Annotated in this window: 26 protein-coding genes and 1 other RNA gene; 5 read left to right on the top strand and 22 right to left on the bottom strand. The window is 31.9% G+C overall.

What is annotated here, in order from left to right; genetic code table 11:
• Nucleotide 1: 1 nt before the first annotated feature.
• The 3 genes from LQ615_RS10880 to LQ615_RS10870 all read left to right on the top strand — a co-directional run bounded on the left by LQ615_RS10880 (nucleotide 2) and on the right by LQ615_RS10870 (nucleotide 2,636).
• Nucleotides 2–481 carry a cytochrome c oxidase subunit II gene (locus LQ615_RS10880; protein WP_239703842.1) on the top strand — a complete coding sequence of 160 codons (480 nt, stop codon included), beginning with the start codon at nucleotides 2–4 and terminating at the stop codon, nucleotides 479–481.
• Complete coding sequence (locus tag LQ615_RS10875; RefSeq protein ID WP_135031035.1) at nucleotides 478–2,130, top strand: b(o/a)3-type cytochrome-c oxidase subunit 1; 1,653 nt, start codon at nucleotides 478–480, stop codon at nucleotides 2,128–2,130. The genes LQ615_RS10880 and LQ615_RS10875 overlap by 4 nt, the downstream gene beginning before the upstream one ends.
• A gap of 155 nt (nucleotides 2,131–2,285) precedes the next feature.
• Nucleotides 2,286–2,636: a nuclease-related domain-containing protein gene (locus tag LQ615_RS10870; protein ID WP_239703843.1), complete on the top strand. Its 351-nt coding sequence runs from the start codon at nucleotides 2,286–2,288 to the stop codon at nucleotides 2,634–2,636.
• A gap of 795 nt (nucleotides 2,637–3,431) precedes the next feature.
• Here LQ615_RS10870 and LQ615_RS10865 read toward each other — a convergent pair.
• The 5 genes from LQ615_RS10865 to LQ615_RS10845 all read right to left on the bottom strand — a co-directional run bounded on the left by LQ615_RS10865 (nucleotide 3,432) and on the right by LQ615_RS10845 (nucleotide 6,270).
• Nucleotides 3,432–4,553, bottom strand: coding sequence for a THUMP domain-containing class I SAM-dependent RNA methyltransferase (locus LQ615_RS10865; RefSeq protein ID WP_070045591.1), 1,122 nt, complete (start codon nucleotides 4,551–4,553; stop codon nucleotides 3,432–3,434).
• 84 nt (nucleotides 4,554–4,637) lie between these two features.
• An RNA gene (gene rnpB / locus LQ615_RS10860) (RNase P RNA component class B) lies at nucleotides 4,638–5,008 on the bottom strand.
• A gap of 47 nt (nucleotides 5,009–5,055) precedes the next feature.
• Entirely contained in the window at nucleotides 5,056–5,370 is a 315-nt protein-coding gene (gene gpsB, locus LQ615_RS10855) for a cell division regulator GpsB (protein WP_017000954.1), read from the bottom strand.
• A gap of 13 nt (nucleotides 5,371–5,383) precedes the next feature.
• Entirely contained in the window at nucleotides 5,384–5,944 is a 561-nt protein-coding gene (locus LQ615_RS10850) for an SLOG family protein (protein WP_103269585.1), read from the bottom strand.
• The gene (locus tag LQ615_RS10845; RefSeq protein WP_017000952.1) at nucleotides 5,941–6,270 is read right to left on the bottom strand and encodes a DUF1798 family protein; all 330 of its coding nucleotides are present in this window, start codon (nucleotides 6,268–6,270) and stop codon (nucleotides 5,941–5,943) included. Before LQ615_RS10845 ends, LQ615_RS10850 begins: the two co-directional genes overlap by 4 nt.
• Nucleotides 6,271–6,438: 168 nt before the next feature.
• On the opposite strand from LQ615_RS10845, the gene recU reads away from it, so the two are divergent.
• Nucleotides 6,439–7,065, top strand: coding sequence for a Holliday junction resolvase RecU (gene recU / locus LQ615_RS10840; protein WP_218688398.1), 627 nt, complete (start codon nucleotides 6,439–6,441; stop codon nucleotides 7,063–7,065).
• A complete protein-coding gene (locus tag LQ615_RS10835) occupies nucleotides 7,062–9,425 on the top strand; it encodes a transglycosylase domain-containing protein (RefSeq protein ID WP_239703845.1) in 2,364 nt (787 codons plus the stop codon). The genes recU and LQ615_RS10835 overlap by 4 nt, the downstream gene beginning before the upstream one ends.
• A 349-nt stretch (nucleotides 9,426–9,774) precedes the next feature.
• On the opposite strand, the gene LQ615_RS10830 is transcribed toward LQ615_RS10835, so the two are convergent.
• The 17 genes from LQ615_RS10830 to LQ615_RS10750 form a co-directional block, all read right to left on the bottom strand.
• Nucleotides 9,775–10,116: a YpoC family protein gene (locus LQ615_RS10830; protein WP_135020264.1), complete on the bottom strand. Its 342-nt coding sequence runs from the start codon at nucleotides 10,114–10,116 to the stop codon at nucleotides 9,775–9,777.
• The gene (gene nth, locus LQ615_RS10825; protein ID WP_016999965.1) at nucleotides 10,113–10,781 is read right to left on the bottom strand and encodes an endonuclease III; all 669 of its coding nucleotides are present in this window, start codon (nucleotides 10,779–10,781) and stop codon (nucleotides 10,113–10,115) included. The genes LQ615_RS10830 and nth overlap by 4 nt, the downstream gene beginning before the upstream one ends.
• The gene (locus LQ615_RS10820; protein WP_016999966.1) at nucleotides 10,771–11,463 is read right to left on the bottom strand and encodes a DnaD domain-containing protein; all 693 of its coding nucleotides are present in this window, start codon (nucleotides 11,461–11,463) and stop codon (nucleotides 10,771–10,773) included. Before LQ615_RS10820 ends, nth begins: the two co-directional genes overlap by 11 nt.
• A gap of 169 nt (nucleotides 11,464–11,632) precedes the next feature.
• Nucleotides 11,633–12,925 (bottom strand): asparagine--tRNA ligase, encoded by a 1,293-nt coding sequence (asnS, locus tag LQ615_RS10815; RefSeq protein ID WP_016999967.1) that lies wholly within the window; start codon nucleotides 12,923–12,925, stop codon nucleotides 11,633–11,635.
• Between the two features lie 62 nt (nucleotides 12,926–12,987).
• The gene (locus tag LQ615_RS10810) at nucleotides 12,988–15,681 is read right to left on the bottom strand and encodes a helicase C-terminal domain-containing protein (protein ID WP_135020266.1); all 2,694 of its coding nucleotides are present in this window, start codon (nucleotides 15,679–15,681) and stop codon (nucleotides 12,988–12,990) included.
• A gap of 10 nt (nucleotides 15,682–15,691) precedes the next feature.
• Nucleotides 15,692–16,660, bottom strand: a complete 969-nt coding sequence (locus tag LQ615_RS10805; RefSeq protein WP_016999969.1) for a biotin--[acetyl-CoA-carboxylase] ligase — start codon at nucleotides 16,658–16,660, stop codon at nucleotides 15,692–15,694.
• Entirely contained in the window at nucleotides 16,647–17,858 is a 1,212-nt protein-coding gene (locus tag LQ615_RS10800; protein ID WP_064204573.1) for a CCA tRNA nucleotidyltransferase, read from the bottom strand. Before LQ615_RS10800 ends, LQ615_RS10805 begins: the two co-directional genes overlap by 14 nt.
• Nucleotide 17,859: 1 nt before the next feature.
• On the bottom strand, nucleotides 17,860–18,981 hold the full coding sequence (gene bshA, locus LQ615_RS10795) for an N-acetyl-alpha-D-glucosaminyl L-malate synthase BshA (protein ID WP_239703846.1): 1,122 nt from the start codon (nucleotides 18,979–18,981) through the stop codon (nucleotides 17,860–17,862).
• 1 nt (nucleotide 18,982) lies between these two features.
• Nucleotides 18,983–19,318, bottom strand: a complete 336-nt coding sequence (locus tag LQ615_RS10790; protein ID WP_016999972.1) for a nucleotide pyrophosphohydrolase — start codon at nucleotides 19,316–19,318, stop codon at nucleotides 18,983–18,985.
• An 884-nt stretch (nucleotides 19,319–20,202) separates the two neighbouring features.
• Nucleotides 20,203–20,892: a zinc metallopeptidase gene (locus tag LQ615_RS10785; RefSeq protein WP_016999973.1), complete on the bottom strand. Its 690-nt coding sequence runs from the start codon at nucleotides 20,890–20,892 to the stop codon at nucleotides 20,203–20,205.
• Nucleotides 20,893–20,945: 53 nt separating this feature from the next.
• On the bottom strand, nucleotides 20,946–21,539 hold the full coding sequence (locus LQ615_RS10780) for a DUF1405 domain-containing protein (protein WP_216683626.1): 594 nt from the start codon (nucleotides 21,537–21,539) through the stop codon (nucleotides 20,946–20,948).
• A gap of 193 nt (nucleotides 21,540–21,732) precedes the next feature.
• Nucleotides 21,733–22,521, bottom strand: coding sequence for a menaquinol-cytochrome c reductase cytochrome b/c subunit (locus LQ615_RS10775; protein ID WP_064204570.1), 789 nt, complete (start codon nucleotides 22,519–22,521; stop codon nucleotides 21,733–21,735).
• Between the two features lie 37 nt (nucleotides 22,522–22,558).
• Nucleotides 22,559–23,233: a menaquinol-cytochrome c reductase cytochrome b subunit gene (qcrB, locus tag LQ615_RS10770; protein WP_016912349.1), complete on the bottom strand. Its 675-nt coding sequence runs from the start codon at nucleotides 23,231–23,233 to the stop codon at nucleotides 22,559–22,561.
• Nucleotides 23,234–23,246: 13 nt separating this feature from the next.
• Entirely contained in the window at nucleotides 23,247–23,750 is a 504-nt protein-coding gene (locus LQ615_RS10765; protein WP_016999977.1) for a Rieske (2Fe-2S) protein, read from the bottom strand.
• 280 nt (nucleotides 23,751–24,030) lie between these two features.
• Nucleotides 24,031–24,465, bottom strand: coding sequence for a DUF2487 family protein (locus LQ615_RS10760; RefSeq protein WP_239703847.1), 435 nt, complete (start codon nucleotides 24,463–24,465; stop codon nucleotides 24,031–24,033).
• Nucleotides 24,465–25,004, bottom strand: coding sequence for a YpiB family protein (locus tag LQ615_RS10755; RefSeq protein ID WP_016999979.1), 540 nt, complete (start codon nucleotides 25,002–25,004; stop codon nucleotides 24,465–24,467). Before LQ615_RS10755 ends, LQ615_RS10760 begins: the two co-directional genes overlap by 1 nt.
• A gap of 13 nt (nucleotides 25,005–25,017) precedes the next feature.
• Complete coding sequence (locus LQ615_RS10750; protein WP_016999980.1) at nucleotides 25,018–26,256, bottom strand: tetratricopeptide repeat protein; 1,239 nt, start codon at nucleotides 26,254–26,256, stop codon at nucleotides 25,018–25,020.
• Nucleotides 26,257–26,263: the final 7 nt, after the last annotated feature.

Genomic DNA, 26,263 nt, shown 5'->3' with positions numbered 1-26,263 from the left:
CGTGCATAAGTATGAAAAAATCTGGCTGACAACTGGAATCAGTTCCTTAATTCTATTTTTAGCGATATTAATCATTACGGCGTTACATAACGGACACACGCCAGCAGCATCAGGCAGAGAATACATTAACCCTGATAGAGTTGATGAAATTGAACCATTTAATAAACCAGGTTTGCACAAAGTTAGCGGGAAAGACTATGACTATGAACTTGTATTCGTAGCTTCAGCATTTAGCTATCAACCAGCAAAGGTTGAAATACCGAAAGGATCTAAAGTAAAAATCATTGCTACAAGCAAAGATACGTTACATGGCTTTAGTTTACCAGGTACGAACGTAAACATGATGTTAGAACCTGGACATATAAGTCAGTATGAAAAAAAGTTTGACGAAAAACGTGAATACCTCATTTTATGTAATGAATATTGTGGTATTGGACATGCCGATATGAAGTCGATGATAAAGGTTGTGGATAAGAAATGATAGAACGTTTAAGCAAAAAAGATAGTAAACTTGTTATGGCACATATGTACGTAGCAATTTGTTGTTTAATCCTAGGGGGACTCGCAGGTTTACTACAAACTTTTGTTAGATCAGGTTTATTACAACTACCTAAATCAATTTCATACTATCAAATACTTACTGTACACGGTATTGTATTAGCGTTAGTATTAACGACTTTCTTTATTATTGGATTTCAATATTCAGCAGTAGCGAAGACGGCAGGAAATCTGTCACCACTACAAAGAAAGTTAGGTTGGATTGGATTTTGGGTAATGGTTGTAGGTACAGCAATGGCTGCAACTATGGTCCTTTTAAATAAGGCAACTGTTTTATATACATTTTATGCACCTTTGAAAGCACACGTTATATTTTATGTTGGAATGGCTTTAGTCGTAGTTGGTAGTTGGATTTCTGTAAGCGGACAAATTTTAAAATATGCAGAATTTAAGAAAAAGAATCCTGGTAAGAAATCACCATTATTAAGTTATATGGTTACGATTAACGATGTAATGTGGATTGTCTGCTCTTTAGGGGTAGCATCAACAGTTCTTTTCCAACTTATACCTTGGTCTTTAGGTTTAGTTGAAAGAGTCGACGTCTCATTAAGTAGAACACTCTTCTGGTATTTTGGACATGCACTTGTTTACTTTTGGCTTTTGCCTGCTTATATGTGTTGGTATGCTATTGTTCCAAAAATTATTGGTGCAAAAGCTTTCTCTGACAATTTAGCTAGAATGTCATTCATGTTATTCTTATTCTTCAGTATTCCAGTTGGGATTCATCATCAATTAGTTGAACCAGGTATTGATGATATATGGAAATACTTCCAAGTTATTTTAACATTCATGGTTGTCGTACCATCATTTATGACAGCGTTTAGCCTTTTTGCAACTTTTGAAAATTATGGGCGTTCATTAGGATATAAAGGTTTATTCGGTTGGTTTAAATCTCTACCATGGAATGATGCAAGATTTGTATTACCGTTTTTAGGAATGCTAGCGTTTATACCAGGTGGTGCTGGTGGTTTAGTAAACGCTTCGGCACAAATGAATGGATTAATTCATAATACAATTTGGGTTACTGGACACTTCCATTTAACAGTTGCTTCAGCAGTAATACTAACGTTCTTTGGTATGATGTATTGGTTAATACCACATTGTACAGGTAGAAAATTAACTAAGTTTACAAATAAATTAGCGATTATTCAAGGTTATACATGGGCAATTGGGATGACGGTTATGAGTGGCGCAATGCATTATATCGGTTTAGTTAAAGGGGCACCTAGAAGATCTGCATTTTCAACATACGGTGGATCTAAACAAGCAGCTGAATGGGTTCCATATCAAATACTTCAAGCAGTTGGCGGAACGATACTATTTATATCAATTATCTTAGTAGTAATGGTATTTATACATTTAGTTTTCCTTTCACCTAAAGGAGACGAAGAATACCCAGTAGCTGAAGCTTTAGATCAAGACGCACCAGTTATTAAATTCGCAGAGAATTGGAGATTCTTAATCATTGTTACAGTATTATTAATCTTAATCGCTTATACCTTCCCTATCGGACAAATGTTTACCGACCCACCACCAGGAGCTAAAGGAATGGGAGAAGGCAAGCTTTGGTAATTTTATAATTAGAACAGGAGCGGGACAGTTATGATGTTCTTTCCTGGACACAAAATAAAACATAACATCTCATTTATAACTGAGTAAATCAGTGAAATGAGATGTTATTTTAAGTTAAGACGCATGTTCCATACTATTTTTGTAAGGAGAGAAAAATGAACGAACGAGATTATAAATTATATATTCAGTCTTTAGAAGGAAGAGTTATACTCAATAACGACCATCGTAAAGATTTATTATTTATGCAATCAGGAAATGATGGTGAAAAATATTTCAAAGTATTATTAGATGCAACTGGCAATGTATGTTATTTTAGAAATTTAGAAATAGGAAATAATAATCATACACAAATAGATTTTCTAGTAATTTCTCAAAATAAATTAATCATATTTGAAATAAAAAACTTTAGCGGGGAATGGTATTTTGAAGAAAATTTTATGAAAAGTAAATTAGGTGCACAAATTCAATCTCCTTTTATACACGTGAAAAAATTGAGCACGAATTAAGATATTTATGTAATAAGCTTGATATTAATGTAAATATTGAATCATATGTCATATTTACAAACCCCTACTTTATTTTAACGAACCATTTACAATTACCTTATCACAATTTTATACTACCCCATCAGTTAAATAGCCTATCTAAAATTATTCCCATAAAAAGTCCTAATAATGATTTTTTGATTTTAAATAAAATTAAACAATACGAAAAAACACATTCGAAATATTATCAACGAGAAAACTTTGTCGAATTTAATAACATTGAAAAAGGAATAAGGTGTCCAGTCTGTAAAAAATTAAATACTATCATTGTTAAAGATTTACAAAAATATAATTATTGTACTTATTGTGAGACGGATGTATTAAATAAAGAAATTTTGATAAATAATTTAAGAGAATTATATTGTCTAAAAAGAGCTCCATTTACAATTAAAGAAGCTATGGATTGGTGCAGTCCATTCAAAGAGAGAACAGTTAGAAGAATTTGTACTAAGTATTTTTTGCCAGAACAAAAAAGAAATATAAAATTTAGCTATAATATGAACCATGAATTTCATAAAGATAACAACTAGTATAAATTTTGGGTAGTATCATATTGGCTAACGAGCTTGTTTAATGTGACTTGCACGTTAGCCAGTGATTTTACAATATGTTATTGACACGTTTAGTGAGAAAAGACAACAAGGGTACTGTTATTGACACGTTTAGTGAGAAGTGTCAATAACTACCCCACCTACTACAAAAAATAGACAAATCAACACGCATTTTCGCGTTTGATTTGTCTATAACAATAAATATTTATTTTCTTTTACCCCAATATTGATAATAAGTACATTCAATATAACCGTTAAAGAGTTTTCTTCGTTTTGTTGCTTTACGACCTATTAAATGTTCAAATTCTTTATAGCTTGTTAACATATAAAGTGAAACTTGATTGTTTTTATTTATAATTTCGCCTAAATGTTTATACATAGCTTCTACTTCGTTTCGCTCACCTATACGCTCTCCATATGGAGGGTTACCAATTATAGATACTGGACCTTCTGGTACTGAAACATCGTGAACGTCTTGTACTTTAAATTTGATAACGTCTCCTAAACCTACTTCATCAGCGTTTGCTTTAGCTATTTCTACCATTTTAGGATCTATATCACTTGCCACAAGATTAATTTCTTTATCATAGTCAGCAGCTTCATCAGCTTCTTGTCTTAATTGTTCAAATAAACCTTCTGGTATAATATCCCAATCTTCACTTGCAAAACTTCGATTAAATCCTGGTGCTATATTTTGGGCGATTAAACAAGCTTCTATAGCAATTGTTCCAGAACCACAGAATGGATCGATAAATGGTGTTTCACCTTTCCAATTAGTTAAGCGAACAAGTGCTGCTGCTAATGTTTCTTTCATTGGCGCTTCACCTTGTGCTAATCTATAGCCTCTTTTATGCAATCCTGAACCAGAAGTATCAATAGTAAGGAATGCTTCATCTTTCAACATTGAAACTTCTACTTGATACTTACTACCTGTTTCATCAATCCAACCTTTTATGTTATATACATGTTTAAGTCTTTCAACAATTGCTTTTTTAACAATTGCTTGGCAGTCAGAAACACTGAAGAGTTTAGATTTTACACTTTTACCTTGAACAGGGAACATACCTTTAGCTCCGATAACACTTTCCCATGGTAATGATTTTGTCTTTTCAAAAAGTTCATCAAAAGTGGTAGCATGAAAGCGTCCGACTACGATTTTGACTCTGTCAGCTGTTCGTAACCATAAGTTTGCTTTCACTATTGCAGTTTCGTCACCTTCAAATAATACGCGACCGTTTTCTACTGTTGTTTCATAGCCAAGTTCTTGAACTTCTTTAGCAACAATTGATTCTAATCCCATTGGACTAGTAGCGAGTAATTGATACATGTATATACTCCTTTATATTAAATTTAATATTATTTCCAAATAAAAAGCTCTCCTACGTGGGAGAGCGACACTAGTAAGTGATAAATCTGTAAGCCATGTTCTGTCCTTTAGTACTTCAAACGTGTACTAGTTACACTCGTACGCCAGTGATAATCATCTGTCTGTATGTTTAACATACCTTCTTATTCCGTTCATTTCCGTCAAAGAAGTGCTCCTACCAATTTTGGATTGCTCACTCGAGGGGTTTACCGCGTTCCACCTTCTACATTTCTGTAGAAGCTACGTCACTGTGGCACTTTCAAACTACACTAACCATATTTAAAATAAACTTAGGTTATTTCGTTGCCGTCAATAATTGCCCTGGCTTATTGTTTCACCAGGCACGAACACTACATTCATCTCAGAATGTGTGAGCATGGACTTTCCTCTACTTTACGTAGCGATTACCCGAAATATCACTCAAAGAAGAATTATATCATAAATTATGATTAATAACTATCTTTTATTCACCAAATACAGCTTTTTCAAGATTTGAAATTCTCTTTAAAATATCGACATTATTAGAGCTGTATTGTTGAGAGCCTTGTGGTCTACCTGAGGCAACTCTAATCCTTAATTGTTCGATTTCTTTATTTAATTTACTATTTTCTTCAGTTAATTTAATGACTTCATTATTTAAGTCTGCCATTTTTTGATAATCAGAAATAATGTCATCTAAAAATGCATCGACTTCTTCAGTCTTGAAACCTCTTAGACCTCTTTCAAATTCTTTCTCGTAAATATCTTTAGCAGATAACTTCAAAGTTACATCAGCCATTTTTACACCTCATTTAATAAGATTCATTTCCATTATTATAATTAAATTCCATAAAATCCTGTAAATCCATGAATGTTATAACATTATAAGTATAATTTGTCTTTTCCGCAAAATCAACTAACTTAGTCTTAAAGTACTTTGGTGAAGCTTCTTGTTCGTCGTCATAAAATAAAATGGTCTTGTCAGTATTATCTAAAATGAAATCATTAGCTTGTTGAAATTGAAACGCGCCTTGATACTCACTTTGATGTATAGCGTTGACGTAGTCAGCATTCATGACAATGTTTTGATACTTTTGCTGGTTTGTTTCATTCCATTTATTAAAATGATTTAGAAAAGGAGTCAAAACTGCGAGCTTTAAATCTGGGTATTTATTTTTTAAATCAATCGTAACTTCAGCGGACCATAGTTCAAAACCAAGCTGTCCTGAAATAATAACCCATTCAAGCCCCTCTTCTATTTCATTTTCTATCAATTCTTTAATATAAGCTTTAATGACTTTTACTTCTGGTTGGTCATCTTTAAAAATATTTAACTCAAAAGGCTTATACCCTGTAAAATAAATAGAACTCATGACAAATCACCTAAATGTGTTTGTATATATTTTAAATCATGTTGAACAGCTTTATGTTTTTCTAGAAATAGTTTTTTACTTGTACGTTTATAATGGCATTCTACTGATAATTCTTTATAGTTATCTATTAATAATTCGAACTTTTGTTCATTCATATATTGTAATTGTAATATTGTATTTTTATGTTGTATAAATTGTTCTAGACATTCATCTACATATTCAACAAAAGGTACAACATCTTTATAGAAATCATATTCATGATCATTTTTAGCGTTACTAAAAATTTCTTGCATTTCAGTAAGTTTATTTAAAAGTGTTTCAATCATTTTTATCCCTACTATCAATCAGTTTGTAATTTATAATACCTCACGATAAAATGATAACATAACTAGGTATGTTCTAGAATATATATGTTTCATAAAAAACTTTTGTAACTTATAATGAAATAAGGTATAATATGTAGAGTTTTTATGAAGTAAAGCTAGGTGATGTATTTGAATTATCCAAATGGTAAAAAAGTTTCAAAAAATACTTCTAAAGTCTCACGGCAAACCCAGACAAATTATAGTAAAATACAATATGGTAAACGTGGGATGAATTTAGAAGAGGAAATTGATAAATCTAATCAATTTTATAGATTAGAAGAAATCGCAGTTATTCATAAAAAACCGACACCAGTGCAAATTGTTGATGTAGATTATCCGAAGAGACAAAAAGCTGTTATTAAGGAAGCTTATTTTAGAAAGCCTTCTACTACAGATTATAATGGTATTTACCAAGGATATTATATTGACTTTGAAGCCAAAGAAACTAAAAACAAAACGAGTTTCCCTTTAAATAACATTCATGATCATCAAGTTTCTCACATGAACCAAATTTTAAAACAAAAAGGCATATGTTTTTTATTGATAAAATTCAGCTACCATGATAGCGTATTTTTATTGCCTTTTAGGAAATTCATGGTATATTGGGACAGATATAAATCAGGAGGCAAAAAATCAATCGCTAAACAAGAAATCGAAAGAGATGGTTATTTAATTCCTTACCAATATAGACCTAGAATAGACTACATAAAAATAGTTGATCAATTGATAAAAATAGAAAGTGAGGCGCTCAAATGAGTAAATCAAAAGCTTCTAATAGTAAAAATAACAAAGAACAACCTAAGAAGAAAAGGAATATCAAAAGAACTATAATCAAGGTGTTTGGTATCCTTGTTCTAGCATTTTTGGCAATGGTCATAGTAGGTGTTCTATTATTTGCATACTATGCTTGGAAAGCTCCTGCTTTCAATGAAAGTGCTTTGAAAGACCAATTACCAACTAAGATTTACGATAAGAACGACAACCTCGTAACAACCTTATACATGGGACAAAAACGTGAACACGTAAAATTTGATGATGTTCCTGACAAAATGAAAGATGCAGTATTAGCAACAGAAGATAATCGATTTTATGAACATGGTGCTTTAGACTACAAACGTTTATCTGGAGCTGTTATGAAAAACTTTACGGGCGGATTTGGCTCACAAGGTGCTTCAACATTAACACAACAAGTTGTTAAACGCTCATTCTTAACAGATAAGAAATCAGTAGAGAGAAAAGCACAAGAAGCTTATCTTTCATACAGATTAGAACAAGAATACTCTAAAGATGAAATCTTTGAAATGTATTTAAATAAAATCTACTATTCAGATGGTATTTACGGTTCTCAAACAGCTGCTAAATATTATTTTGACAAGAAGCTAAAAGATCTTAATTTAGCCGAAACTGCTTATTTAGCTGGTTTACCTCAAGTACCTAACCAATATAATATATATGATAATCCTGAAGGTGCTGAAAAGCGTAAAGATACTGTACTCTATTTAATGGAAAGACATGGTAGAATTTCTAAGAAAGAAATGAAAGAAGCACAAGATACACCAATAGATAAAAACTTAATCAAACGTACTGTAGAAGAAAGAAACGATGCAATGACTGAAACACCAGACAATGAATACGCATCATATGTTAACTACGTTAAACAAGAACTTAAAGAAAACAAAGCATTCAAGAAACAGTCATTAAACGATATTATGACAAGCGGACTTAAGATTTACACAAATATGGACAAAGATGTACAAAAAACATTACAAGATTCAATCGACAATGGTACATTCTATAAAAACGATGATCAAATTGCTGGTTCTTCAATAGTAGATACGAAGACTGGTAAACTTGTAGGTATTAGTGGTGGTAAGAATTATAAAGATGTTGTAGATAGAAACCAAGCAACAGATGCCCACCCTACTGGTTCATCATTAAAACCATTACTAGCTTATGGTCCAGCTATTGAAAATATGCAGTATGCTACAAACCATAAGTTCCAAGATGAAAATGAATATAATATTAACGGTAGCATATTTAAGAACTATGATGGTAAAGGACATGGCTCAGTAACAATGGCTGATGCACTTGCAAGATCTTATAACATACCAGCATTAAAAGCTTGGCAAGAAACAAACCAAAACGCTGGTGAGAAATCTGTTAGAGACTTCGCATCTAAAGTAAACTTAAATTATAAAGATACAATCGGTCCATCAGAAGTACTTGGTGGTTCACAATCTGAATTCTCCACTACCCAATTAGCATCAGCATTTGCTTCTATGGGTAACGGCGGAACATACAACGAAGCTAAATCAATAAGAAAAGTTGTAACACAAGATGATGAAACAATTAAGTTCTCTAAAGAAAGCCATAAAGCTATGGAAGATTACACTGCTTATATGTTAACTGAAATGCTTAAAGGAACATTCGATCCTTATGGTTCAGCTTACGGAATGGGTATTAGCGGACTTAACGTAGCTGCTAAGACAGGTACAGGTACTTATGGTGACGAAGTTTACACTGAATATAACTTACCTGAAAATGCAGCTAAAGACGTTTGGATTACTGGTTATACACCACAGTACACAATGTCAGTATGGATGGGCTTCACTAAAGTTAAAGAATACGGTGAAAACTCATTCTTAGGACATGACGAACAAGTAAAACCACAAACGTTATTCAAAGATGTAATGAGTCAAATTTCAAGTTACGATGGTACTGACTTTGAAAAACCAGATTCAGTATCAGGTAGCGGCAAGAGCTTAAGTGTTGCTGGTAATGAGGATAATCAAACAACAACTAGTTCATCACCAGACACTGGCAACGAACAAGAAAACAATGACAGTTACAATTTCTCAAACAACAATAACAACGTAAATACAAATGAACCACAAACAACACAAAGAAACTCAACACAGAATTCAACACAATCTAATACATCTCCACAACAAGCACGTAATGAAGATGTAACAACGGAACAACCTACAACTGAAGAATCCTCTGACTCCGACTCTGATGGTGATGAAGATGATTCCTCAAGTGATAGTTCCACTAATAGCTCATCCAGCTCTAGTTCAGCAGAACAAGCTGCAGAACAAGCAAAAGATGAAAATTAAAGAAAAATGGTAGCTCATAGGAGCTACCATTTTTTTGTTTGATACAAAATAGTGTTGTTTAGGGCGCGGCTGTTGTCATTTCTTATCAAACGTGACAATAAGAGTAGCCTTGTTGTCATTTCTTAACAAACGTGTCAATAAGAGTGTCCTTGTTGTCATTTCTTATCAAACGTGACAATAAGAGTGGCTTTGTTGCCTTTTCTTATCAAACGTGACAATAATAAATGTAAAATCACCTGCTCTAACTTGCAAGTCCATTCAAACAAGCTCTTTAGCCCCATAAATATAAATTCCTCATCCAATAAAAAAGGTCTTTTCATTAGAATAATTTATCTAATGAAAAGACCTTTTATTTTTGTGAGTTTCGTTTTCTTTTTAGTTGCAATTGATATCTCGCATTCATCTTAATCAATTCATCTTTAAGTGTCACCATTTGTCTATATCCCATAAAGTGATAGATTCGCTGATTAATATATTGATATCTTTCTGAAAAGTTCATAGGTACTATTGGATATTGTTCTATATTACCTATATCAAACTCTTCTATTTCATTGATTTGTTTAAAATAGTCCATAATTAGTTTGTAATATTGATCTAGAAGTTGTCGTGCTTTATCAGTTTTTAATTGCTTTTGCTTTACTAACGGTTCTATTTGTTCTTCTAGTTCTATAAAGTCATTTTTATCTATCATGCGCCATCAACCTTTACTAATCCTGCTCTTAATCGTTTTTGCCCTTCTCTACAATCATCTAATAAAGGACATACTTCACATTTTGGTTTACGACTTACACAATGGTATCTTCCGAAGAATATAAGTTGATGATGACTTTTCGTCCAACGTTCTCTAGGGATAATGCTACATAGTCTATCTTCTACTTGTCGAACATTATCTTTAATTCTACATATTCCTAATCGTTTTGAAACACGTTCTACATGTGTATCCACTGCTAGTGATGGTTCTCCAAAAGCAACACTCATGACTACGTTAGCTGTTTTTCTACCTACTCCAGCTAATGATTCTAGTTCTTTATGTGTTTGTGGAACGATACCATCATAGTTATCTAATAATGATTGGCATAATTTCTGTATGTTTTTAGCTTTATTGCGGTATAAACCTATCGATCTAATATCATCTTGTAATTCTTCTAAACTTACATTTAAATAATCTTCAGGTGTTTTGTACTTTTCAAATAAAGATTTTGTAACTTTATTGACTAAGACGTCTGTACATTGGGCAGATAGTAATACTGCAATTGTAAGTTCGAAAGGATTATCATGTCTAAGTTCGCATTCAGCATCAGGAAACATCCCGTCAATTACATCAACCATTTCTAATGCTTTCTTTTTACTTATCATAAGGATTCTCCCCATTCACCCAATCAAAAGTTGGGATTAAATTAACATTATGTTTTACTTTTTTACTTTGATTAAATTTTTCACTTTCTTGTTTAGAAGAAGAAACTGTTGTGATGTTTTTCTTTTTCCAATTTAATAAAATTCTATCTATATATTTAAAACTCAATTTTTCTAAACTGTGTGCTTCGTTTAGAGCACTCATAATCAGCTCGTTAGAATGTTTGTCACTATCAATCCAGTGATTGAGTGTTTGTACTTCTAGAGGTGTTAAAGGTCTACCAAAAGTAGATTCAAATTCTTGGAACAAATTTTTGAATTGAATATTTAATTTTTCATTTTCATTTTCTTGAGTACTTTCGTTTAAAACTAAAGCAAGTTGTTCATACAATGGTTCGAATGATATAAACTCATTATATTTATGCTGTTCGTCTTTTTCGATTTTAATATCTATACATTTCAGCAAAGATAATTGGTTAACTATGTGACTAACTTCTTGTATAGATAAACTCGTTCCTTGTTGAACTTCTTCTAAAGGTGGTTGTAGACCACTGTTATTTTCTTTATCCAATAGTTTAATTAAAATAACAAATTGTTTTTCATTTAAACCTAAATCTGCGTAATGATTAAATAAAGATCTTTGTATTACAACCGGTTTTTCTTTTAACATTTGGCTCGTGTACATGTTTATTTCACCTACTTTGTAATAGAAGAGTCTGAGACATAAATAAATGTCCCAGACTCATTCATTATATTAGCCATAACTGACAGGATTGATAATACGGTCATATCAAGCTTTTCAAACCTAGTTATCCTGTCGAGGTGGGGTTTAAATGAGATTTCTGTCCCACTTCCTATGGATATAAGCGATTTAATAATCTTGGGAATGGTGATGTTTCTCTTACATGTTCTACGCCACTTAACCAAGCTACTGTTCTTTCAAGGCCTAATCCAAAACCACTATGAGGAACACTACCGTATTTTCTTAAGTCAGTGTAGTATTCGTAAGCTTCTGGATCAAGACCGTATTCTTTAATACGTTGATTTAATAATTCTAAATCATTAATTCTTTCTGAGCCACCAATAATCTCACCATATCCCTCGGGTGCAATTAAGTCAGCACATAATACTGTATCAGGGTTTTCTGGATTTGGTTCCATATAGAATGGTTTAATTTTAGTTGGGTAGTTCACGATGAATACTGGTTTATCGTAGTGGTTAGCGATAGCCGTTTCATGTGGCGCTCCAAAGTCGTCTCCCCATTCAATATCAGTAAAGCCTTCCTCAATTAAGAACTCAACTGCTTCGTCGTAAGTAATACGAGGGAAAGGAGTTGTAACTTGTTCTAATTTAGAAGTATCTCTTTCTAATAGTTCTAATTCTAATTGACAGTTTTTAAGTACAGATTTAATTATATGATGTACATAGTTTTCTTGTACTTCTAAACTTTGATCGTGGTTCATGAAAGCCACTTCGCCTTCAATCATCCAGAATTCAATTAGATGACGTCTAGTTTTTGATTTTTCTGCTCTGAAAGTTGGTCCGAAACTGAATACTCTTCCGTGCGCCATTGCAGCAGCTTCTAAGTATAACTGGCCACTTTGTGATAAGAATGCATCTTCATCAAAGTATTTAGTATGGAATAACTCACTCGTACCTTCTGGTGCAGTTCCCGTTAATATAGGTGGATCTATTTTTGTAAATCCATTGTCATTAAAGAATTCATATGTCGCACGAATAATTTCGTTTCTAATTTTCATAACAGCATGTTGACGTTTAGAACGTAACCATAAATGTCTGTGGTCCATCAAGAATTCTGTACCATGATTTTTTGGTGTGATTGGATAATCATGTGATTCTGAAATAACTTCAATATCACTTACTTGTATTTCATATCCAAATTTAGAACGGTCATCTTCTGTAATTGTTCCTGTAATATATACAGATGACTCTTGGTTTATAGATTTTGCAGTTTGGAATACTTCTTCCGAAACTTCAGCTTTAACTACAACACCTTGCATAAAGCCTGTCCCGTCTCTTAATTGTAAAAACGCAATTTTACCACTTGATCGCTTGTTAGCAATCCAAGCACCGATTGTCACTTCTTGATTGACATAATCTTTAGCTTGTTTAATCGTTATGTTCATTATTATTTCTCCTATTCAAATAAATTACCTATTGTTATTTTATCAAATAATACATGGAACTGCTATCTGTTTGAATATTTTCTTAGCTTATCTGTAAATTTATCTATGTCGCCTTCTATAACAGGTATTTCTCCTAAAGCATTAATGAAAAATTTACTATAAGTACTATCTAAAATTCTTCTGTCAAAGCACACAAGTAAGCCTTGATCATGTTTGTTACGAATTAATCTGCCAATACCTTGTCTGAATTTTGTTACTGCATCAGGCAAAACAAAATCTTTAAAAGGATTTTCAAATTCATCTTTCATCAGATGATATCTTGGGTCGTCTTGATGTATAAACGGTAATTTTGTCATCATGACACATTTTATTCCGGCAGATTGATAATCGAAGCCTTCAAAGAATGACAAAGTACCTAACAATATCGTTTTATCAAACTGATTAAATTGTTGTACTAATTTATAGACGTGCGAATGTTGTTGCTGCATTAAAATGACATAATCACTAAACATTTCTAGTTCTTCCATATATCGATAAGCTTGATACAACATTGAATAATTGGTAAATAAAACTAAACATTTTTGATTGGTTTCAGTTACAAAAGCTGATAAATAATGCACGATTGTTTCAATGTATTCATCTTGGTCTTGGTATTGATATTGTGGCATGTTTTCTGGAACGAAACATGATGCTTGATTTTTTAAATCGTATATATCATTTAGGAAATAGCTTTTAAATGCTATATCATCTGGAAACATTGATTTAAACGAGTTAAATGATTCATTAACTGTTAAAGTCCCTGAAATAAATATATTACTATTAAACTGTTCTATGAATACTTCATTTAATAAATCTTTCACTTCTTCTTTTTTTACAAATAAAGAAAGTGTTGATTTCTGGGATAATTTTTTTATAGAAACAAACGGCACTTGCCCTGCTTTTATCATATTATAAATTTTAGTATATTGATGATAAATATAAATAAGCTCTTTTCTAAATGCTTTTATATGAGCATGTGTATAAGATTTGAATCTTGATAATATTTGATTTATTGTACTAATTTGCTTCTTGAAAATTTCGGAAATCTCATCAATTTCTAAATCATAAAAGTAATGGATTTGATTGTCATATTGTTGCTGATTATGATGTTTTTCGTTAATTTGATCCATTAAATTATCAAATAAATTTTCATTTTGTTCATGCAATAAATCTATATCTCGTTTAAGTTGATAAATATCAATCGGTTCAATTGGATATTGTTCTATAACTCTTCTGTTTTCTAACTTATCCAACCTCTTAAATAATTTCTCTTGTTCATTTTTACCTAATAAACCAAGGTGATATTTAATGTGTTGATAGCTTAATACATCAGTTACTTGATTTAAAGCGTAGTCTTGTATTCTATGCGCTTCATCTACAATTATGTGTTTGAATAATTGGTATACAGTGTCTTCTGTACTATGTTGAAGTAAGTGTGCATGATTAGTTATCCCTATTTCTACATGATTCGCACTTTCCTTAACAAATTGATAGTAATGTATATCATTTTTAAAAGGTACATACGTTGTTCTTTTTTGTTCGAAAAATACTTTTTGTCCACCTTTTAAGTGCAATTGTTCGATGTCTCCAGTTTCAGTTTCAAGTATCCATACTAAAAGCTGCATTTTAAGAATGGTAGCTTCATAATTGTCAGTGTCATCTTGTAAAATATTCAAAATTAAACCTAAAGATATATAATGATCTTTACTTTTAATAATCATAGCTTTCAAATCAAGATTGAGCACATCTAATACTTTGTTAAATTCTTGTTCTAATAGTTGATTTTGTAATAATTTAGTATGTGTCGAAACGAGAATATGTTCGCCAGTTTCTAAATAATATAATAAAGATGCAAGAACGAAACTCATAGATTTGCCACTACCTAGAGGCGCTTCAATCAACGCATTTTCATTATGCAGTAACGAATCAAATAACTGTTGAACAAGTTGATATTGTTCTTTACGATAATCAAATCCGAACTTTTCTAAAATTCTTTCATACGCTTCATCAATAGAAATCGTATCTTTACTACTAGATTTCTTTATAGGTTTTTGCTTTAAATAATATATATTTTGATATTTTTTAATATTATGCAGTGATTCTTCTTTACCTTGAGAAGTTCTTACGATTTCGAAAAGCACGTCACTTAAGTTATATTTTAAAGATTTCGATAAATAATATAATTGTTTAATTGTGTCTATCGGTAATGATTCTATTTTTTTAATAGCTTTAATAAATAATAAGGCTGTTGCTTTCGCATCTTCATCTGCACTATGTGCTTGATTTAAATCTACTTCTAAAGATTGGCTTAATTCACTTAATTGATAACTTTCTTCTTGTGGGAAAGCAATTTTAAATAACTCCATCGTGTCTATCGCTAATTTTGGTTCAAATTCAATTTGATGTTTTTCAAAGTGAGATTTTAAGAAATTTAAATCAAATAAAACATTATGCGCAACAAATACACAATCTTTTAGTTGTGCGTAAAGGGATTTGCTAACTTCTTCAAAATAAGGTGCTTCAAATAAGTCTTGTTCTGTTATGTTCGTTAAAGCTTGTATAAAAGATGGGATTTCTAAATCTGTTTTTACATATGTATGATATGTATCCACGACTTTGAAACCTTCTACAAAAGTTATACCAATTTGTATAATCTCGTCATATTGTATTTGATTACCAGTTGTTTCTAAATCTACAACCGCGTATCTTTGTGCCATATTATCTCTCCTATATTTCGATATCTGCACTCATAAATTGATAAAGTTCACCATCTTGAGATATCACTGTTAAAAAGCCATTATCTTGAATATCAATTGCTCGCCCTTTTATTCTTTTCTTGCCTTCAGTATATGTCAGCTCACGATTCCAAATCATACTTTTACTTTTATATACCTCTTTTATATCGGTAAATTCCCCATTTAAAAATTGTTCATATTTGTCTTCGATGGAAAGTAATAAGTTCTCTAAAAATTGATATGGCTCAATATGACTTTCTTTTTCAATATGTAAACTTGTTGCACGATCCTGCTTTGCCTTCTTAAAATCTTCTTCGGTTTGATTTAAATTTAAGCCTATTCCACATATAATTGCATTTACGCCATCAGTATCAGCTATCATTTCTGTTAAAAATCCACATGCTTTTTTTTCATTGATATATATATCATTCGGCCATTTGATTTTACTTGGCAACTGGTAATGCTCTTCGATAACTTCTTGAATTGCTAGACTAATAAATAAATTAAATGTCGACATTTTTTGAATTGGTATGTCTGGTCTTAATACAACTGACATCCATAATCCTTTGCCTTTTAATGATGACCATGGTCGATTGAAACGACCTCTTCCTTTCGTCTGCTCATCGCTCAATACTATGAAAGAACCATCATCTTTATTGAGTATCGACTTAGCTAAGATTTGAGTAGAATCAACTTGTGGTTCTACATATGCTTTATTTAATATTTTGTTATTTTGAATATCTATATTAACAATATCTTCTTGCCAGTTATCAGGAAGTTGATTGAGCTTATAACCTTTATTAGATATAGATTCTATTTCATATCCGTCATTACGTAATTGATCCATCACTTTTTTTACCGTTACTCTTGAACAGTCTAAAGCTTCAGCTATATGTTGACCAGATAAATATTCATTTTGTTTGTATAAATAACGAATTATTTCATGCTTATATTTCGACATGTTCTCTCATCCATTCTATTAATTCATACCGTTTATTGTTCACTTTATTTAATACAACAGCCTCTTCCAGCTGGTTTAAAGCATGTTTAATCCACGGTCCACCAGTTTTATTAAATTCGGTCATTAATATTTGGCCATTAATATTTAATTCCGATTTATTGTATATAGGTAGTTTACCATATATTTCATCTATTAATATGTTATTCATAATAACTGGTTGATATTCAATATTTAAAATTTCATGATATTCTTTAATAAGATTTAAAATATTTTTGACTTGAACATCACCATATTTATAAACGATTAAAGTTAATTGTTGTTTGCTAATATTCTTTTTGGAAAATGATTTAAGTAACTCTACATAAGCTATGATTTGTTTTCGTTCTAAATTACTAATTTTGAGTGTATTTAGTGAAGTTGTGTCGACTTTATAAATGAAGCATAAGGCTCCAATCCATAAGTCAAAGTCTGCGTCAGTAGGCATAAAAATTTCATCATTCTTAATTTGTTCAAAAAATGGTATATGTTGAAAAATTGATAAATAATCAATTGTTCTCTTTGATTCTTTTATATAACTGCCAGAGATAAGCTTTTTTAACTCTACTATTATGCGTTCTATTGAAATGTTACTTAATAAATGAACAGTGTCTTTCATAGCATTTTGAGTGTCTATTTCAATATCAAAACCAGTTTGTGCTTGAAAACGAATACCTCTCATTATGCGTAATGCATCTTCATTCATTCTATCTAATGGTGTACCTACAGCTTTAATAATGTGGTTTTCGATATCTTCTTTGCCGTTAAAATAATCATGTATACCATAATTTTTATCCATGGCTAAAGCGTTCATTGTAAAATCACGTCTAGCAACATCTTCGTATAAATCCGTTACAAATTGAACTGATGTCGGTCTACGATGATCTACATAATCTCCATCTTTTCTAAAAGTTGTAACTTCAAATTGTTGTTCATTACTTATAACCATAATCGTTCCATGTTCTTTACCGATTGGTAGTGTTTTGTCAAAAATAGACTCTACTTCATCTGGTAAGGCACTCGTTGTTATATCAACATCTGAAATTGCTTTATTCATTAAAAAATCACGTACAGATCCTCCAACAAAAAAAGCTTTATGGCCATAATTCTCAAGTTGTTCGATTATCCATTTAGACTGTTCGAAAATTTTTGTGTCATTCATATTAATCTCCTAACATGTTAATATAACAATTTTCATATTGATCAGCGATAACTTTAGATGAAAATCGCTCTTTAACATCTTGTATCATAGCTTGTTGCATTTTGTTATACAATTCGCTATCAGTTAATAAATCAATCGCTCGTTTACTTGCTAAGTCAGTATCACCAACATCTACAGTATATCCTGTAATACCATCTTTGATTACTTCTTTTATACCACCAGCGTTTGTCCCTATAGGTAAAACACCAGTAAGCATAGCTTCTAGAAGTACGAGACCAAAACTTTCTTTTTCACTTAATAGAAGTGTAATATCAGACATTTGATAGAATGTGTTCACTTTATCTTGTTTACCTAAAAACAGTACATTATCTTCTATGCCCATTGATTTTATTTGCTCTTTAGCATCCTGAAGTTCCGGACCGTCACCGATTAAAAGTAACTTTGATTTAATTTCTTTATTTATTTTAGAAAATGTTTCTACGACATCATGCACTCGTTTTACTTTTCTAAAGTTTGATACGAATGTAATCACTTTTTCATCTTCTTTAATGCCATATCTAGATTTTAATTCTTTATTGTAAACTTGGGGGAAACTGTCTTCTTGAACGAAATTATAAATTGTTTTGATTTCTTTATCTGGTTGTATAATTTCATAAGTTTCCTTTTTCAAGCTGTTACTAACACTTGTAACGACATCACTTTTCTCAATGCCAAATCGGATCGCGCTTTGTAAAGAAGTGTCATATCCTAATACAGTTATATCAGTACCATGTAATGTCGTCATAATCTTAACATCTTTACCAGAAATTTGTCTTGCTAATATTCCACATATAGCGTGTGGTACAGCGTAATGCATATGTAAAATGTCTAAATCATAATCATTGATAACGTCTGCAATTTTAGCGCTTAATGTTATGTCATATGGAGGATATTGAAATACTGAATACTGATTAACATCAACTTGGTGAAAAGTCACGTTTGGCACAGGTTCTTTCATCCTAAAGGGCATATTAGAAGTGATAAAATGTATTTCGTGTCCTCTTTTAGCCATTTCTAACCCTAATTCTGTGGCTACTATGCCAGAACCACCCATAGAAGGATAGCAAGTTATCCCTATTTTCATGTTAATCCTCCTTACTATTTTCATCTATGCGTTCAAAACGATCTTTATCTCTCGTATTAAATTTTTGCATTGTATTTTCAAAACTTTGATTTAAATCTATATCTAGAGAGTTAGCAAGACAAATTAAAACAAATAAATTATCTCCTAATTCTGCTTCTATTGTATTATCTTCTTCAGTAGATTTTTTCTTTTTCTCACCATGAGAATGATTAATTTCTCTAGCAAGTTCACCCACTTCTTCAGTCAAACGAGCTAAATTCGCTAATGGAGAAAAATAACCAGTCTTAAACTGAGAAATATATGCATCTACTTCCTTTTGCATTTCATGCATATCCATTGTACTTCCCCCTAATATTTATATTTTGTTTTTTTGAGCCCACTTAATAAAATTATAAAGGATTTATATACATAATGACAATGTAATAAACTCGGCATAGTTGAGTTTACCGCAAAATAGCACCGTATAAAGGTATAGAAAAACTTAGATTGAGAAGTGATTTGGATCGTGGATGAATTAAATTGCGATTGGGTTCTGTTATTGGATTAAGAATGTCGTAAACTCACGAATTGTACTTTTGTTGGATTAACTAAGGCAATAATCCAATTAGAGCACCTTTTATTGGATTAACTAAGACAATAATCCAATTAGAACCCCTTTTGTTGGATTAACTAAGACAATAATCCAATTAGAACACCTTTTGTTGGATTAACTAAGACAATAATCCAAATAGAGCCTTTTTATTGGATTAATTAAGTCGAAAATTCAATTAGAACACATTTTGTTGGATTAACTAAGACAATAATCCAACTAGATCACCTTTTGTTGGATTAACTAAGACAATAATCCAACTAGAGCCCTTTTTATTGGATTAACTAAGACAATAATCCAACTAGAGCACCTTTTGTTGGATTAAGTATGACAATAATCCAACTAGATCACCTTTTGTTGGATTAATTAAGACAATAATCCAACTAGAGCCCTTTTTATTGGATTAATTAAGTCGAAAATCCAATTAGAACACCTTTTGTTGGATTAACTAAGACAATAATCCAACTAGAGCACCTTTTATGAAGTGCACCCCAAAAGTTGAACCAAAATAAATTTTTATGGTGCGCTACATTATCAGATTAAATACTGTTTTTACCTGGGCAATACCGAATTTATTATAATCCTCCATATAAAAAAAGCTAAGACATCATAATGTCTCAGCTTCTTGTTAATTAGTCACCACTACGTGCTATTAGTATAAATCTAGCAAGTTCTGCTACTGCTACTGCAGTTGCTGCTACATATGTCATAGCTGCTGCTGATAATACTTTCTTAGCATGTTTGTATTCTTGTTGATTGACCATATTTAATTTCTCAATTTGTCGCATTGCTCGTTTACTCGCATCAAATTCAACTGGTAATGTAATAATTGTAAATAGTACAGCGAATGACATGAATACGATACCTACCCATAATAGAGTTGTACCAAATGTATTGCTTAATGCCGTTAATACAATACCTGCTAAAATAATGATATACGATAATGAACTTCCAAGGTTTGCAAGTGGTAATAATGCTGTTCTAAATTTTAAGAATGCATATCCATGTGCATGTTGGATTGCGTGTCCTACTTCGTGGGCAGCGATTGCTGTACCAGCTACAGTAGGCTTGTTAAAGTTATCAGGTGATAATACTACTCTCTTCTTAACCGGATCAAAGTGATCTGATAAGAACCCTTCACCTTGCAATACTTGTACATCATGAATACCATTTGCTGCTAAAATTTCTTCAGCAACTTCTCTTCCCGTCTTGCCACTAGTTGAGCGTACTCTAGAATATTTGTTGTAAGTTGATTTTACTTTATATTGGAAGTACATAGGGACAATCATAATGATTATGAAATATATAATAAATGAAAACAAATAACTTCCTCCTTTTTATCCCTCTTAAATTATATATTACGGAGTGAAGACCTTCACGTCAAATGTTTTGACCCTAATTTAAATGTTTTTTGTAAATATATTAATAGTAAGAATGGAATAATACTTAACCAGAAAGCTAAATATCCTATGTGTGCCTCGTATTGGCTCAACATACTATAAACTGGATATTGATGATATACATAATCTATCACATCATTATGGAAAACCCATATCATTGTAACGACGATATGCCATGTTTTGATTTCAAATAATGGATAGAACATAAATGCTTGTACAACCATAATGCCATGAGAAACCATTAACATGAGCGCCATTGGAACAAGTTGCTCATAATGTATCATCACAAATAAATTCATAAGTACTGCCCATGCTCCGTATTTAATTAAAGTAATAAATGCTAAACATTCAAAAAGCCCTAAATGACGATTAAAATATATGGCTGCTATAGCTATTATTAGGAAGAATGTTGCTGTTGGGCTGTCTGGTACAAATGGCCAAAAGTACCATTTTGTCTCAGCAAGTTGACCACCATACCATATGTATCCGTAAACAGTGCCTAGTAGATTGGCTATAAAAAATGTGGCAAGCATTGGTTTTTGGCCCATTACGTATTTCCAAAATGCCATTTAAATTCTCCTTTGAAAAAAGAGGCTGGGACATAATAATGTCTCAGCCTGATTTATTATATTGGCAGTAGCTGACTGGTCTGAAAATGTGCTTTTATTAAGCTTTATTTCAATTCGAGTCATACTTTGCCGGGGTGGGACTAAGAAATCTTTTTTTGTAAAATAAGATTTATGTCCCTATCCCTTTAAATTATTATTTTTTCAATTCTTTACCATTAGAGTCTGTTTCATGTAAATCTGCAACGTATTTCGAAACTTTATCTATTTCTTCTTTAGAAAGGGTATCTTTAAAGCTAGGCATTTTACCAGCCCCTTTTTCGACGAAACCTTTTACGCCCTCTTCAGGTAGTTTAGATTCGACTAGGTTTGGACCTTGCCCACCGGTCAACTCACCACCATGACAACTTGTACAGTTTGACTTGATGATGTCCGTATATACAGGGTCAGATTTATCTAAGTTTGAGAATACAATTTGACCTTGCTTAGCTTGTTGTTTCCAGTCATGGTAATAACTAGATTCCCAAGTAGTGTAGAACAAAATAGCAACTGCTAATAACATAAATCCAGATGCAAATGGTCTCTTTGTCCATTTACGTTCAGGGCCTCTATCTAACCATGGTGCTAATAGTAATGCACCAAATGCGATACCTGGTAAGACGATAGCACCAAAAGTATTATATGGACCAGATGCAAATGAATATTTAAGTATTTGATATAAGAATAAGAAATACCAGTCTGGTAATGGTGTATAACCAGTATCAGATGGATCCGCCACACGTTCAAGTGGCGATGGATGTGCAACTGTTAAACATAAATAAGCAATTAAGAAAACTGCTCCAGTCATCCATTCTTTAAGTAGAAAGTCAGGCCAGAAACTTTCAGTACGACCTGGAAATTCTGAATAATCTCTATTTAACTTTGGTTTGTCGTATGACTTAATTCTTGAGTCACCAACAAACTTCATCCCTTTACCGCGATGCATGTCGCATGACCTCCTTTTTCATTTATTCACGTTAATTTTATAGTGGACCTGAAATACCTTGTTTTCTGATCATTATAAAGTGTGCTGCCAGTAACGCGAATAGTGCAGCAGGAAGGAAGAATACATGAATCGCAAAGAAACGAGTCAGAGTTTGTGCACCAACTATTTCTGCATCCCCTGCCAGTAATGTTTTAACCCAAGGCCCTATAATAGGGACGGATTCTGCAATTTGTAAACCAACTTTAGTTGCGAATAGTGCTTTCATATCCCATGGTAATAAATAACCAGTAAAACTTAAACCAAGCATTACAAAGAATATTAAGACACCTACAACCCAGTTTAATTCTCTAGGCTGTTTATATGAGCCTGTAAAGAATACACGAAGTGTATGTAAAAACATCATTACTACTACTAGACTAGCCCCCCAATGGTGCATACCACGAACGATAACACCTGCAGCAACATCGTGTTGTAAATAGTAAACTGATTTCCAAGCGTTTACGATATCTGGTACGTAATACATAGTTAAAAACATACCTGATAAAACTTGGATAACTGTAATGAAAAACGTTAATCCACCAAAACAATATACGAAAGCTGAAAAGTGATAAGCAGGGTTAACATGCTCTGGCACTTCATGATCAGCAATATCTCGCCAAATTGGTGTAATATCAAGTCTGTCATCGACCCAATCATAGATTTTATCTATCATTGTTAATCCCTCCTTATTTAGCTAATTCGTTCTCATGTTTATTACCGATTTGAATAATGCCATCTTTCACTTTTACTTCATATTGATCTAATGGTGCTAATGGCGGCGTTCCAGGTACATTCTTACCATTTTTCTCATAACGTCCGTTATGACATGGACAGAAAAATTGATTTGGATTTGAATTGTCACCATTCCACTGAACTGTACATCCTAAATGTTTACAGACTGGTGATAATGCGACAATGTCTTTACCATCCTTGTATACCCAAGCGAATTCGGTAACTTCACTCGTGTACCAAGCATCTTCTTGCTCAAATTTAAAGTCAACTTTAATTGGCTCTTTACCAAGTTCAGACTCTTTTACGCCTGTAGCGATCATATCGCCTTTGCCCTCTGCTTTAAAAACAGGATCAAGCGCAAATCTACCCATAGGTAAAATCATACCAGCAGCCATAAATGACCCAACACCCATTAATGAATAGTTTAAAAATTGGCGTCGTGTGACACGTTGGCTCATTTAGATTCCCCCCTCTATTAATCGTTCTTTTATAACTAGGACAATTTAATTTTAGCCTATTATCTCAAGACGGTCAACGCTTTGTCACAATTTATATTTTTATTTCTTGTGGTTTTATTCACTATTTTTGAGCAAAAAGAAAATAGGCTTAGACAAATTTAATTGCCTAAGCCTAATTCGTTATAATAGTAGGAGTTAAGTGGATTGAAAATGCATTTAAATCAAGCTTTTCACTCCTAGCTATTCTTAGAGGGAAAATTTCTTTCCCAATTGTTTCTATCTATTTCTTATTCCAAGTTTTTATTATAAATTTCATGAAGTTTTTAACTTCGTCTTCTATAAGTGTGCGTTTCATTTCCTCATCTAAGTCGGCCATCGGAATAGTATTAACAGTATATATTTCTTCAGTTTCAATATTTTCTAATTTATCACTTGTTAAAATAATAATATTAGTTAAACCATATTCTTTAAGACTTTGAATGAATGATTGTATATGTTCAGTATGAAAACCACTAGTAAAGAAAGCTGGAGTTAATAATAATCTGCCTTTGAATTGCTTTTCAGTTAACATACCGACTAATTGAATCGTTTCACTTTGATCACAAGATGTAATTAATTGATTAGTCATATCTATATTTGAAACAGGGATAATCGCTGTGTCGATATATTCTAAATTATTTTTTAAATCCTTTAAATCTGCATGATTGAATAACATTACCAATTTTCCTCCAACTCATTAATGAATTGTAATATTTTAGTCATTTCCAAAAATGTTTCCTGATCGTTATTATCTAATGCTCGATCAATTTCATTCCTAATTAATTGTTCCCAATGATAAATGCTATATTCTTTTGGGTTATCTTTAGAAAAATTAACATTTTCGTTATCGCTAAATTGATCAAATAACATTTGCAGTAACATTATTCTATTTAGACGATCATCTCTTTGATTTAAATAGAGAATCACATTTAAATGAGACTGATCTAATCTAATATCATGAAAAATCTGTCTGCCATCATCAATGCAAAATTTTTCTTTACAATACATTAGAGATAATTGATTAGATTGTTTAGTACTTATTGATAGAAATCGATCGTCTGTCATTTCTTTCGCAAATGAAATATTTGATAAGTATTTAGGGTTACTCTTAATTAAATTTAAAATCCATACACTTTCAGCATTTTTAAACTCATATTGATATAGAATATATTCAATAAAACGTTGCTTTTCATAAATGAGCCATGTATGTTCCATTGGAATAACCTACTTATTGTAATCTTTCTAATTCTTGGTCCCAGTAAGGATTTTCTGGGTCAATTTTACGAATAGATTCTAGAATGTTTTTAGCAGTGGCAATTTGGCCAATTTCAATTAAGTAATGATAGTAGTCATTTAAGAAATCAATGTTTTGAGTTAAATCCGGATACGCTAAATCATAAAAATGTTGAGCTTCTTTATCACGCTCTTCAATGCCAAATGCATAAGCAATATGCCATGCTACTATTGGATCAATGTCATCTTCATCAATATAAGTTAGTAAGTTAATTAAACCTGTAGTATTATCTTTCTCTCGATAATAGTCCGCTAATAAAATAGCAGCTTCTGTATATGATGGATCAACAGTTAGAGCATCTTGTAATAGTAAAGCACCATGTTCATCATTTGTCGTCAACATTAAGCGTGCTGTGTCAGTCATTAATTCTTTGTAATAAGCGTTTAAACGTAGACCTTCTTTACCAATCTCAATCGCTTTTTCATAATCTTTTTCAGATTCATAAATTTGCAGTAGATAATGATAAGCTTGCATGAAGTCAGGATCTTTGTGTAATAGTTTTTCAAGTTGCTTAATCGCTTCTTGTGTCAGTTCATTCTTCTGATAACTAATCGCTTGTTTGAAATAATCTTCCACAGTCATATCCATTTCAGATACATATTCATAATATTTAACTGCTTCTTCATAAGCGCCACTTTGTAAACTGGAATCTGCCATTCTAGCGTAAATAGATATACCGTTTATAATATCTTCGCCTGTTTGAACAATTGATTCATAGTTTCTAATTGCTTTTAAATACTGACCATCATAATAATACATTTCAGCCAGAGCAAATGTAATAACCATATCATCTGGTTCGATTTCTTTTGCTTCTATTAATTTTTCTATACCTACTTCGAATAATCCTTGTTGTTGATATAAGTCAGCTTCAAGCATTAATTTTTCAGTAGAGGTTGGGCTATTAAATAATACTTCATGTGCTCTATCTAACTCATTTTGGTCAATTAGACCTTCTACGTAATATACAAGCACTTCATTTTCATCAGGGTATAGCATATATAATTCTTCAAATATTTTTACACCTTGATCCACAATTCCATATTTGTATAATGTTTCACCAAGCATAAATAGCGCATCGTGATCATCAGATTGTAATACTCTATCTATCTTTTCGTCTAATTGGTTAATATTTTGCATATGAATATCATCTATAACTTTATATACATCTTCCATTTTGTAG

The sequence above is a fragment of the Mammaliicoccus sp. C-M13 genome (assembly GCF_022386845.1).
GTDB classification, from domain to species: Bacteria; Bacillota; Bacilli; order Staphylococcales; family Staphylococcaceae; genus Mammaliicoccus; species Mammaliicoccus lentus.
This window is presented reverse-complemented; position numbering and strand designations above follow the sequence as displayed.